This window comes from Gracilibacillus caseinilyticus, assembly GCF_022919115.1.
GTDB lineage: Bacteria > Bacillota > Bacilli > Bacillales > Amphibacillaceae > Gracilibacillus > Gracilibacillus caseinilyticus.
Genome location: NZ_CP095072.1, coordinates 2581365 through 2593576, shown reverse-complemented (window position 1 = coordinate 2593576; position 12212 = coordinate 2581365). Strand labels below are relative to the sequence as shown.

The 12212-nt window shown below is 35.5% G+C and carries 18 protein-coding genes; 2 read left to right on the top strand and 16 right to left on the bottom strand.

What is annotated here, in order from left to right; all coding sequences use genetic code 11:
• Positions 1-53 precede the first annotated feature (53 nt).
• The 11 genes from MUN88_RS12145 to MUN88_RS12095 form a co-directional block, all read right to left on the bottom strand.
• Complete coding sequence (locus MUN88_RS12145; RefSeq protein WP_244724494.1) at positions 54-728, bottom strand: HAD family hydrolase; 675 nt, start codon at positions 726-728, stop codon at positions 54-56.
• Positions 729-759: 31 nt separating this feature from the next.
• Positions 760-1101, bottom strand: coding sequence for an HIT family protein (locus MUN88_RS12140; RefSeq protein ID WP_244715379.1), 342 nt, complete (start codon positions 1099-1101; stop codon positions 760-762).
• Between the two features lie 354 nt (positions 1102-1455).
• Positions 1456-1692 carry a hypothetical protein gene (locus MUN88_RS12135; RefSeq protein ID WP_244715377.1) on the bottom strand — a complete coding sequence of 79 codons (237 nt, stop codon included), beginning with the start codon at positions 1690-1692 and terminating at the stop codon, positions 1456-1458.
• A 50-nt stretch (positions 1693-1742) separates the two neighbouring features.
• A complete protein-coding gene (locus MUN88_RS12130; RefSeq protein ID WP_244715375.1) occupies positions 1743-2360 on the bottom strand; it encodes a histidine phosphatase family protein in 618 nt (205 codons plus the stop codon).
• A gap of 85 nt (positions 2361-2445) precedes the next feature.
• Positions 2446-2928: a hypothetical protein gene (locus MUN88_RS12125; protein WP_244715373.1), complete on the bottom strand. Its 483-nt coding sequence runs from the start codon at positions 2926-2928 to the stop codon at positions 2446-2448.
• Positions 2929-3341: 413 nt separating this feature from the next.
• Complete coding sequence (locus MUN88_RS12120) at positions 3342-3863, bottom strand: GNAT family N-acetyltransferase (protein WP_244715371.1); 522 nt, start codon at positions 3861-3863, stop codon at positions 3342-3344.
• A gap of 19 nt (positions 3864-3882) precedes the next feature.
• Entirely contained in the window at positions 3883-4230 is a 348-nt protein-coding gene (locus MUN88_RS12115; RefSeq protein ID WP_244715369.1) for an NIPSNAP family protein, read from the bottom strand.
• Positions 4231-4249: 19 nt separating this feature from the next.
• Positions 4250-4876 (bottom strand): zinc dependent phospholipase C family protein, encoded by a 627-nt coding sequence (locus MUN88_RS12110; protein ID WP_244724491.1) that lies wholly within the window; start codon positions 4874-4876, stop codon positions 4250-4252.
• Entirely contained in the window at positions 4876-5268 is a 393-nt protein-coding gene (locus tag MUN88_RS12105) for a DUF5412 family protein (protein WP_244715367.1), read from the bottom strand. The genes MUN88_RS12110 and MUN88_RS12105 overlap by 1 nt, the downstream gene beginning before the upstream one ends.
• A 128-nt stretch (positions 5269-5396) precedes the next feature.
• Positions 5397-5852 (bottom strand): GNAT family N-acetyltransferase, encoded by a 456-nt coding sequence (locus MUN88_RS12100; protein WP_244715365.1) that lies wholly within the window; start codon positions 5850-5852, stop codon positions 5397-5399.
• A gap of 14 nt (positions 5853-5866) precedes the next feature.
• Positions 5867-7009, bottom strand: coding sequence for an MFS transporter (locus MUN88_RS12095; protein WP_244715363.1), 1143 nt, complete (start codon positions 7007-7009; stop codon positions 5867-5869).
• A 268-nt stretch (positions 7010-7277) separates the two neighbouring features.
• Here MUN88_RS12095 and MUN88_RS12090 point away from each other — a divergent pair, with 268 nt between their 5' ends.
• Both MUN88_RS12090 and MUN88_RS12085 read left to right on the top strand, forming a co-directional pair.
• Complete coding sequence (locus MUN88_RS12090; protein WP_244715361.1) at positions 7278-7556, top strand: hypothetical protein; 279 nt, start codon at positions 7278-7280, stop codon at positions 7554-7556.
• Positions 7543-8178, top strand: coding sequence for an O-methyltransferase (locus MUN88_RS12085; RefSeq protein ID WP_244715359.1), 636 nt, complete (start codon positions 7543-7545; stop codon positions 8176-8178). The genes MUN88_RS12090 and MUN88_RS12085 overlap by 14 nt, the downstream gene beginning before the upstream one ends.
• A gap of 144 nt (positions 8179-8322) precedes the next feature.
• Here the strand turns inward: MUN88_RS12085 and MUN88_RS12080 are convergent, their stop codons facing one another.
• From MUN88_RS12080 to MUN88_RS12060, 5 genes are all read right to left on the bottom strand, one after another.
• The gene (locus MUN88_RS12080) at positions 8323-8580 is read right to left on the bottom strand and encodes a hypothetical protein (protein ID WP_244715357.1); all 258 of its coding nucleotides are present in this window, start codon (positions 8578-8580) and stop codon (positions 8323-8325) included.
• 135 nt (positions 8581-8715) lie between these two features.
• A complete protein-coding gene (locus tag MUN88_RS12075; protein ID WP_244715355.1) occupies positions 8716-8964 on the bottom strand; it encodes a DUF1871 family protein in 249 nt (82 codons plus the stop codon).
• 87 nt (positions 8965-9051) lie between these two features.
• Complete coding sequence (locus MUN88_RS12070) at positions 9052-9420, bottom strand: DUF3888 domain-containing protein (RefSeq protein ID WP_244715353.1); 369 nt, start codon at positions 9418-9420, stop codon at positions 9052-9054.
• A 485-nt stretch (positions 9421-9905) separates the two neighbouring features.
• Positions 9906-11162 carry an MFS transporter gene (locus tag MUN88_RS12065; RefSeq protein ID WP_244715350.1) on the bottom strand — a complete coding sequence of 419 codons (1257 nt, stop codon included), beginning with the start codon at positions 11160-11162 and terminating at the stop codon, positions 9906-9908.
• Between the two features lie 420 nt (positions 11163-11582).
• A complete protein-coding gene (locus MUN88_RS12060) occupies positions 11583-12206 on the bottom strand; it encodes a class I SAM-dependent methyltransferase (RefSeq protein ID WP_244715348.1) in 624 nt (207 codons plus the stop codon).
• Positions 12207-12212: the final 6 nt, after the last annotated feature.

Sequence of the window (12212 nt, the reverse complement as noted above, 5' to 3'; positions counted from 1 at the left end):
GCCAAATGCTTGTATTTAGCGAATAACTTTCTCCATGTTAATTAAAAATATTTCTATACAGAAATCTCCAGATTATGCAATTCAGTGAGACTACTAATTACATAGTCAGGCTTATCTTCTTCTCTGCAATCTTTGTTATTACGATTTATCCAGACACTTCTAACCCCGGCGTTATTAGCTCCACCTATATCACTTGATAAAGAGTCACCAACATGAATAACCTCATCTTTGGACAGACCACTGATTTTTAGAGCATGAGCAAACATTTCAGGTCTTGGTTTATATGATTTTACATCTTCACTTGTAATAACTTCCGTGACATTCAACTGATGAAATTCGATTGCTTTTCTTATATCGAAAGTATCAATATTGGAGAGAATATATATGGGAATTGTATTTATTTTCATAAACTCAGCGGCATCATCATAAATTGCAGGTTTCATCCAATAATTGAACATTAGTTCACTTATGTCGGCAGCATTTAAGGAAGATCCAAAATGTAAGAGAGTAGATTCTAAAGAGGTCGTTTCTATGTATCGTTGGGTTTGAAACTTTCCAAGAAAACTTTGACGAGCTAAATCAGAAAAGTTATTCCACCAAAAACTGCTAATTTCGGAAAGGGTAGCTTCTGTATTCGAATTTTCTTTTATTTTTTTGCAAATGTTTGAGATAATAGCGCCGTCTTCCTGGACTATCGTTCCATAAAAATCAACAAAGAATGCTTTCATTGACAACAGTCACCTCCAATATCGCTTCAGATTAATCTCTAATTCGCTTTCCAAAGTGTACATGCCAGTGCATATGCTTGTTGCTTTGATAGTCCCCAATGTTTGTAGATACAGTACATGCACCGAATTTTTCATTCATTCTCGTGGCGACTTCTTTAATAACATCAAATATTTCTTCCATAACATTCACATCGTCTCTTCGAACCGAAATCAAAGAAACAATGTGCTTCTTTGGTATCACAACAATATGTTTCTCATAAAAAGGGTGCGTATGGTAAAAAGCAAGTACATTTGTAGTTTCTAGCACTTTTTCGACTTGTGTATTACCACTAAGGACCTCGTCACAGTAAAAGTCTTTGGATTTATTTGACATGGCTGAGCCTCCTTTAAAATTAATTGCAGATTTATTTCACCAGAAGTGGTGCAATTATATTCATTGCTTACATTATCTTTTGATTTCCTTGACTTTATCTATTACAAAAAATAATTGGGTAGTAATAATTGAACCAAATACAATGACAATCATTCCTACTGCAATATCGAAATTATAAATTCTGAATATAGCAGGTATAATAAAGAAAAAGCAGCCAACACCCATCAACATTGCGAATATAAAAATGCTTATATAACGACCCAAATGCATTCACCCTTTTTGATAGAATTTCCTCAGCAATTGTTATATATAAGACTCACGATAACCTAAAACGAAAGCTGATATATTATCCTGTTATTTATGAATGGCTGCCTGCGCTTTGTGTTTATCACTCTCTTTCACATAAATTTCATACTGAGCATTATCATGGTGACCGATCACTTCAGAAGTATGTAAACTCCTTATTATTTCTGTTCGAAACTTCACTCCATCTTGTTTTAATTTACTAACAACTTCTAAATACTTTTCATTTTCAAAAGCAGTATAAGCCAAATGCTTGTATTTAGAGAAAAACTTTCTAAATAGCCGCATCTGAACAACACTCCCCCTAACTTTTTGATTCTCATTTCCCTCAAGTATTCTCAGGAGCTCAAATGCTCCTTTACATTTTCTTGCGTAACTTCCCATTGATCGTTGATATATTCTAATTGATGAATACTTGTATAAAATATTGGAAAAGACTTATTTTTATTAGTCCATTCTTTTTCATTTAACAAGTGATAAATGATGTTTATCACTCCACCATGTGTCACAATTAAGACGTTTTCCTTGTAATTTTTTTCTAACTGTTCTTCGCATGTCTCGGTAAATGCTTGTTTTATTCGGTTAAAGAATTCAATAGGACTTTCTCCACCGGGGTACCTTTCATCCATCCTTAAGCTCTTAAAATACAAGCCTGGGTATTTCTCACCTGCTTCTATATTGGATATTCCTGCTAAATCGCCATTGTTCATTTCACGCCATTCTTCGGCGTGTTCAACAGGTAACGGCAAACTCTCCACGATATTTGCTGCAGTTTCTCTTGCTCTTGTTAAATCACTCGATATGATTCGATCTATTTGGAAGTGCTTCTGATTTTTATGTAAGTATTCTCTTAATTTTGTAGCCTGTTGGATTCCTTCGTTAATCAATCCTTTTTGACTCCAACCACCACGAAAGCTTTCATCATCTTTTGCATGACGCACTAAATAGATGGCCACAATCGTTCCCCTCTCTTTATAAAAGTTAAAGCATAAATAAGGCCTATTACTATCAAAAAGTTTATTCCAGCAGACAAACTTACCTTCACTTCTCTAATAGCTTTGTTTTTGTGAAGATAAAATGTAAGACAAAATAAAAGATAAGGAAGTTGAATATTATTCCTCCATCCATACTTACATCGCTATCTGATAGCAGATTCGTAGCAAGAAAGCTTGATCCACCTTCACTTCGAACCGTTAAAAAGGAAATAGGGAATCCATATGAATAAACAAAAACATTAGAGTAATGATGGGCTGGAGATAAGTCAGGAATAAACATTGCTAATAAAACGACTAAACCGAGGGAAAGCCAAAGTATAGATTTCTTAAAATAACCCTTACCCCAACCTTTTTTTTGATAGAGAAATAACAGTAAAACAAAAGATCCAATTGTCGCAACCCAACTATAATAACGTTCTGCATTTTCTCCTATCATCGGGTATAATAACATGTAGGAAATGAAGCTTAAAACAGTTCCAAACAAAACTAACAACAAAGCAAATCGAAACGTTTCTAAAGTTATTTTCACGTAGTCTCCTCCTTGTCATTTGGTATTACATGTAGCTAATTGAGCATCCAATTCTATGAAAACTTGTATAAGAGTTTAGAAAGGTCAGCTTTATATGAACTTATACAAGTACTTTTTAAAATTCATCAAGATTTCTAAACTTATAGTACTTTTTAAAATAGTGATTTTTTTGCACATCTATCGGTTCATAAATCACCATTTCCAGCTATTTCAGCTATATGGTATTTTTCCTTTAGTTGCATTAATTCTTTATTGTTGACTGGTTCGAATAGAAATCTATTTTTGTGTTATCTTGACTATCAAATGCAGCTAAATGTAATAATCCCTTATAATAGGAACGAAATTCTGGAAGGTAACCGAACATGATGTCATCCTTTCCGCAAATGATCAGACAGTGCGCTCCACTCTTCTTTTCAAAGACCATAGACAACCCGGTCGCGATATTCACCATTTATATATTCATAGTCTCGAATGATTCCCTCTTGTTGAAAACCAAGTCGTTCCGGTATCGCTCTACTCTTTTCATTTGTTCTAGCTGCATTTATCTCCACTTTATTCAAGTCAAGATTATGGAATGCATGGAGAATAAAGCGAGAAACAGCCTTTGTTGCTAAACCTTTACCTTTAAAATTATCACCTAACCAATAGCCAATTTCGGTTTTTCTAGTATTCCAATCCATGTATAAGAAACCGATGGAACCAGCCATTTTTTCTTTATGCCAAATCCCAGCCCAGTAGCCATTATTCTCTGTTAATCGCTTCAACGATTTTTCAATAAATATTTTCGAATCTTCTATTTTGTTCGTTTTCTTAGGAAAAGCAAGCCATTCTCCTATACTATCACGACTCTCGTCTACTAATTGATATAATTCTGCAGCATGTCTTGGCTCCAAAATAGCAAGATTACTTTCTGCGTCGATAGCTGATTTAAACAATGCTATTCCCCTTCCTGACCTATGATTTATCTACTGGGACTGTTGTTTTCAAGAAGTCTTGATCAATCTTATAAAATAATTCTTTGAGATTATATTTCCGTCCCATTTTTTCAAACCATTGCTGAACGCGCTTAACGTGCTGGTCGTCACCTTTCACTTTGCTTTCAATCTGTTCATAGTCCTCGAAGCTGCTATATTCCCATATCGCAAAAATCTCGATGACTCCATCCTTATCTTCCGTCATCCATCTGCCAACTAATCGCGCACCATATTTAAGCTGGGTCGGTAAAAGGGTTTTGTTAAAATGTTCGTTAAAATCTTTAACAACAGATGGATCGACATGGTACATTTTTCTACGATAAATCATTGAGATCAGTTCCCTTCCTTTATACTTGATTTGCAAGAACTCGCTTTACATTAAAAACACCTAGATTAACGGATGTCTCTACATAACCAATGATCTGATCAAGCGTAAATACTCTGAGTTTTTCATGTAATTGCTCCTCAGTGTATTCCATATCACCTAACACATAAGGGACAAATTTTTCCACATCGTCGGGCTTCACTTCATCTAAATTAATCATTTCAGAAAAACGACCGAGACTTTTTCTTAGGTCTGCAGTAAAACCATATTCCCTAAGCAATTTTCCATTTAATAAGCGAAAATCGTGATGGTATAACTGATACAAGTCAGGATCTGCTTCCATTCTGTTTCGCAGCCAGGAAAGATTAAAACCTCTTAACCATATATCATCTGCAATTAAGTGTGCAATATATCCTAGTATATAAGGGTTTTCTGTCAGGTTACTGTATTTATGCAGAAAGGTGTTATAATCAATCTTTCTCGTAAAATCTTGTATTTCACCTGCGTAAAAATGTGAAGCTGTTTTCTCCTCGTGTGAAAATACTGCATCTGGGGCAATGTTCCCCAATAAAAATGTCGTTTTATCTTCTATTTTGAGCGACTCTGCAATTTTGTTACCGATTATTATATGCATGATCCTTGAACCCATCATTCACCCTCCTCATATTTTAAACGCTTACAAAAACCTAAATATATGTCAGTCCAGATGTAACTTATGATCGATATCACATGATTACTTTCCCGTTCTACTTTCAGCTGATCTGCATTATCTGCAAAATAGAATTTCTTCTTAAACGATAGCGGTCCGTCTAATTCTGCTCTGATTCCAAATAAACCAGCAGCTCCAGCCTCATATAGATAAAAGTCAAGAGTGAAATGATCATCAGGAGAACGTACGGATTGAATATGTTCCGTAACACTCATGGATGAAAAGAAAGAGGTAAAGAATAGCACGAGTTTATGCCTAATCGAAGTAGCGGATGACAAAATGATGGTAAACCAGGTTCTTGTTTTTGTTTGCAAATTTTCCTTGTCTTTCATACCGATAACCGTGAGAGTCAAAACCATTAAGCTAGTAATTAGCAACATATAATTGGAAGGTGCAGTTTACCAGGTGTTTTTTATATAATAAAGTGAGTTAGCCGTTAATGCTATGCAGGCTAGTATCATTAGGTCTCTCCATCATCTGAGTCATTGATTATAATATTTTTTATAAATCCTATGCTCTTTGCCTCATAACCTAAATTTTCGTACATTTGATGAGCTGCCAATCGTTCATTTCGATTTCCACTATTTATCATAACTGCACGTGCGCCATTGGCTTTTGCCCATTTTTCTGCACGTTCAAGCATCTGTTTACCAATTCCTTGTCGACGATGGTCCTTATCAACTATAAATATACCAATTTGAGCATACTGACCATCGTATTCAAAGTAATGCTGTAGAAACATTCCTAAGAAACCGAACACTTCTCCATCCATTTCAGCTACAAGCATGTAAGCGTTCGATAGCTCTCCAATAGCAGAAAGCCTTTTCTCCAGCTGCGATTTATTGGCTGGATAACCTAACTGTTCCATTAACGGAACAATATTCTGTATGTCTAGCAAGCTAAATTGACGTATCAAGAATACCATTCCTCCTACGCTGTTTTTCTCTTTGTAATCTGTATAAATCCTTGGTGTTTTGATTGTCTAAATGCAAATATAATGGCTGCCACTACAGGCAACAGAAGTGCAGTGTAGACCATATTTGCACCATATGTACTTGCTATCCATCCAAGTATAGGTCCACTAATGACGACAGACCCTTGATTACATATCATGCGATAACTGGACATTCTTCCATGGAATGCTTTATCTGTCGCAATTTGCTGAACCGATTGAAGCAAAACACGTATCCATGTCGTCCCAATACCAATAAGCAGCGCCCCTGCAAAAGCGAAAAACAGAGAAGGTGCCCAACCTATAGATAATAAGCCAAATATCACCACTAGTAATGAACTGACAGATAAATAGTTTTTACTTTTGTTCCACCACCAGGTACCTAACAGCCCCGCTATGACACCACCAATAGAAACAAATGCATCAAGCAAACCATAAATTTGTGCTGATTGGTTTAAATACTCTATCGTGTAAGGCGACAAGAAAGCGATACATGTATGAAAAACTAATTGACCAATAAACATGACTCCGAATAATTGAAGTAATAAACGGTTACTCCTTAAATAGCGGAAGCCTTCAGTAAAATCAGATTTAATCGATTTTTTGGCAGTGTACTTATTGTTCTGGATTCCTCTTATACCAAACAATGCAATGCTGGCAACTAGAAAAGCAACACAAACGATCCCAATAGCAGCAATCTCTGAAAGAAATCCAATGATTACCCCACCAAGCGAAGAACCTATTAACCCGCCAATGATAGCGGCTGTACTCGTTTGTGAAAAAACTTTTGGCAACCGTTCCTTCGTAAAGTTTTCGGCAATGAACGCTTGCATAGCTGGACGGAACAGAGATCCAGTCAGCTGGATAACCATATGGGTTAACATAATAACGAGTGCTGTCAACCATCCTCCCCATATAATAAAAGCCATACTACATAAAGTGAGAAAACTAACCCAGCTTGAACAAAGCGTTAGTAAACGCCGATCAAAACGGTCAACAATCACACCAAATAGTAAGTTCATCACTAATCCCGGCAAGAACCCCACACTCACTAATAGACCAGTATAAAATGCTTCTCCCGTCAATTCTATTAAGAGCCAAGTAACCATCACAAAATACATATAACGTCCAAACTCGGAACAAAAAAATATAATCCAAATAAGGTTAAGGTTACGGATAAAACCACCACCTGGGAATTCCAATGTACTAGAGTGATTCGTTTGTTTAATAAAAGCCTTATTAAAGCAGAGCGATTTTCCTTACATACGTACCTTTTACATTATTTTACCATAAAAAGCATAATTGCACAGAAAAATATCAAAAAGTAATGTTTGACTATTTGTATACATATGTATACAATGTAATTAATTAATGCAAAGGAGCATCTATATGAAAGATAAAAGATTTGATGACGACCACATGCATCATCACAAAGGGCGTGGTGCCAAAACATTTCGTCGCGGTAAAGCGCTTGCTTTTCTTGAGCGCCTAGAGCAAAAAAGATCCACTATCCAGCAGCAATTGGAGCAGCCGGAATATCAATCGATTCAGCAAATATTAGTTGGAGAGTTAAAGGCAATCGACATGGTGACAGATGAATTTAAGCAATTATTTAAGCTCGATGAAATAGAAAATAAAAAGGAGCGAGTGAATCATGAAGAAAATTAATCAGTATATTGACGAAGTGTTCCAGACAGAGGACGAGTTATTAGAAGAAGTAATGCAATCTATTAAAGAAAACGGGATGCCGAATATTTCTGTCTCACCTTCTTCCGGAAAATTATTATCGATGCTCGTCAGCATTTCAGGTACAAAAAATATATTGGAAATTGGAGCACTTGGTGGATACAGCGGGATTTGCCTTGCCAGAGGATTCGATGAGGATGGCTCGCTTACTTCGTTGGAATTAGAACAGAAGTATGCAGACCTTGCAAAACAAAACCTGACAAAAGCAGGGTTTGGTGAACAGGTAAATTATCTGACAGGACCTGCACTGGAAAGCTTAGAAGTACTTGTTCAACAGAATAAACGCTATGATTTTTTCTTTATTGATGCGGATAAAGGTAACTATCCGAATTATCTGGAGAACTGTATAAAGCTGGCATCTCCAAATGCTGTTATTGCCATTGATAATGTACTGGCTAGAGGCAGTGTTGCAGATAAAGATGCAGAACCGAAACGGTATACAAGCATGATGCAAGAGTTCAATCAACACGTGGCCAACCACCCTGAATTAGAAGCGGTTATCGTTCCTATTGGTGATGGTATTACTGTAGCTCAGGTAAAATAAAAAACAATGACACAATAGTCGCTAGGATTTAGGTCAAAGCGTCTGTTTTGTCATTTTCGATTCGTAGTATGGATATACTGCGCAGCAACTGGATTTGTTTGTAATCTTGCTTTTTAATCATTAGCGACCCGTTAATTGAATAAGTCAATTAGTAAATAAAAACACATCAAAAAATGACCAAATTGAGAGACCTGATAGTATAATCATGACTCCTACTCCGTTACCAACTCTCTTTTCGTTAAGCTTTAACTTGTCGAATAAAATCCATCCTAACAACATTAAAGGGATAGGACCTATTATATATTGCCACATTCCTAAAGATTCGAACAATTCAAAATAGTTAAAAGCAAGAAGTAAAAACATAATGAACATAAATAATGGAAACTCTAACCTCATAGTCATTGTTATTCCCCCTAGCAAAATTTAAATAAAATTCTATTCAATATTCCTGCTTCTTTACATCAACAAAGGAAAACGAATAGATTTGATTGTTCAGCATTCGCACCCGTTAGTGCAATATTCACAAGTTAATATCTCTCAAATCTTTTTGGCAATTGGTAAACACTCTTCTTTAGTAAAATTCCATTCCAAAGCCTTTTTAAAAATCTTGGCAAGACCGTCTGATAGTTCTTCTACGTTTTCTACTTTGCTAAGTAAAGTCACCACTTTGGCAACTTCAAACTTATATTCATCATCGGGTGCATAAGGTAAAACACCAATAGGGTCCCATTCATTAATTACTTTTTTTACTACATCAAATATTTCATTGTATTTTTCCTTAGACAATGACAGTCACCCCAATTTTATTCCGTTCTTCAACTCTCGCATCCATTAGTGAAAAATAGTATTGCTTTGTTCAATTTTATATTCTTATTAAGAACTTTGCTTTTGAAGTTGTTCGGATGATATATTTTCTGTACGCTCAACTTCCGTAACAGTTATCTTATCGAGTGTATCAATAAGTTTTATTCTGAACAAATTGTAAGGAGGCATATGAGCCTTTTCAAACGTTACTACTTCTATAACTACTTCATGGTCACGATTTCCACCAAGTCTTTTTATATTAGTAATTCGTTCACACATAAATAAATTATCTGTCACTTCTAAAATGTGTGGAAGATATCTAACGATTAGGGCTTCTTCTAATAGCTCTTCTCTTTTGAGTTCATTTTGAGCATAGACATTAGTTGTTGTTAAAAATATAAATGTAATACCTAATATTAAAATTAGATGTTTTCTCATGGTAATCACCTTCCACTGTTTTCTTAATGGAATAGCTTACCCAATACCAATATTCTTTATTAAACTCTACTGCTCTTTAGTTTAAGATCAACACCTCACCATATCATAAATCTCTATACCAAAATCATACCAGAAGATAGCGAGTATACGGTTATTTTTTTACAATATTTTGGAAATCATTGCTGCACAGTATCAGTCGACTACCTAATAAAAAAATGATACTTTTTCTATACAATTGGATATAATGGCCCGGGCTAAAAAAGACAAAAATGATGATTTGTGTCCTCTAATTGCGAACATTTATTATTTTGTAATAATAAAATAAAACTACCTCAATCCTACTAACCTTTAGATAAGGTTAGTATTCTTCTAATAAGAGATTTGTTCATACATACTTGCTTTTAAAAACCCACCAAGACAGGCTTCACTGTACATTTTCCTTCTAGTGGGGTCTATGACATTACCCCAAAATCTCACTAACACAATCATTTTACTTTCTCTGCTACATTAAGATTTTCTCCACTAACATCATCTTCTCTAAAAAAACTCTTCTTATTCGGTTTCAACACCGAAACAGAATAAATAATAGATAAAACCAACATAACAAGCGCCAACGTAACAATTGTTAGTCGTAAGGAGAAAAGATCTGCAGTAACCCCGATAACAAAAAGAAAGATAACCTGCATCGCACTTTGGATTAGCTGATAAATACTCGTAACCCTGCCCATTATATCAGTAGAGACATTATTTTGATAAAAAGTCATGATTCCTGCATTTAAGAACACATTGAAGAAACCTAAGATGATAAAACCAGCAACAATCGATGAAAAGGACCATGAAAAAGCATAGATTACATAACCAACCGTCGTCATGATCAAACCAATCGTAATCATATATCTAAGCGATAATTTGCTTGAGAAAAACGATAATAAAAATGCTCCTGCGACAGAACCTACTCCGGTAATACTAATTAATAAGCTGTAATCAAATTCGGAAAGACCTACTACTTGCTGAGTAAAAACAACCTCTTGTGCATCCATTGCAAAGGTAAAGATCATCACCATAATAAAACCAAGATAGACAAACGACACATATTTATTATGCATCATGAATTTCTGAACGACCGTAAAATCTCGCACCACCTGTGCAATCGTCAATGTCGGTATCGTTTCTTTATCAATTTTTTCGTGTTCAGGAAGAAATAACAATAAAATCACGGAGATGAAAAAGAATATGGACGTAAGCCATAAGGTTAATTCAACAGATGTTAGTAATATCAGTGAACCACCAATTGCAGGACCGACTATAAATGCTCCTGAACTCGTAAATGAACTAATCGAGTTAAAACGTTTTCTTTTTTCTGGCGGTACAAGAATAGCAATATACGTCATCGAGGACGGATTGAAAAAAGCCTTTGCCACACTTAAGACAACTAAAATACTATAAATCACTGCCATGTTCGGTGCAAATGGAATCAGGCAGATGAAAACAGCTCTGACGATGTACGTAACAATCATTACTCTTCTTTTACTCCGATAATCGATAAAACTGCCAGTCCAGAATTTCATGACAATATTCGTTAATGGCCCGATGATCCAGAGGCCTGCTACAGCAGTGGCTGAACCAGTAAGTTGAAATACGATAATATTAATGGCAACTAAGTAAATAAAATCACCGATATTCGAAATACCAATCGAAGACAACAATAATATTGGATCTTTCCAAGATTTTAAAGCTTTCATAAACAATCCCCTAATAGAACATAATTTTGGAGTGAAACTTCCGTTAAGAAGAACCTTTCGCAAACTCCACATATATTCTAACATAAAATTACAATTTTTTAGTTTAGAAACATTAAAATGAGAACCCGCCAGCAATTAATGCAACCCGCTTTTTCATTATACTTATCGGACATTTCGCTCTTCTTTGCATGCAGTTTTGTCCGATTGGACGCTTCTTTTGGAGGGGGCTGACTCTATGCGACAACTTTCGCTTTTTCAATCTTAAGCGCAATTCACCGCTTCTCTGTTTTTCACAAAACAAACGCATGCTCTCCATAGAGTCATGCGTATTCCTGCTGAACTGTTTTATTACTACCGAAATCCCTATTTCACTTTTGAGATGTGGTGATTCAAATATACTGTTCTGCACCAATTTATCAGTTAATTTTTCTTACATACTATCATGAGAAAGTTGATAGATGGGGCAGTTTTCTTATGTTTATTAGGCTCGTCTATTTCCGAAACCTCTACCAGCCCATAGTTTCCGAAATCCTGTTTAATCGAATCAGTATCATAAAAATACATGCTGACACCATCCATTACCTCGAAATAATTCTCATCTAACTGCTTTCCCTTTCCATACATTGGTGCTTTTTTCGAAACAGTAGTGAAAACCATATAGCTATTGGGCTTTAACTGATAATAGCAATCTTGAATAAATTTTTCTCTGTCGTGCTTATTCAATAAGTGAAGCAATCCATAGCAAAAGATCCCGTCATACTGTTTATCATCAAAAGGCATATCGGCTACCGATCCATGAAAAATTGGACTACCAAATCCATTTTGCCTAGCCAAATCAATCGCTGTTTCCGAAATTTCTATACCTGTTACATTGATGCCGTTATCTGTGAAAATCTTCGCATTTCTACCATAACCGATACCTGGAACAAGTATGTCATTCACGTCCTTTTCAAGAAAGAATTTCTTTGTCCATATGGCAGAGTCTGCAGGTTCAAATCCCCACATTGTTTGTTTTTCCAAAAAGCTGGATTCCCAGAATTCCATCCTATC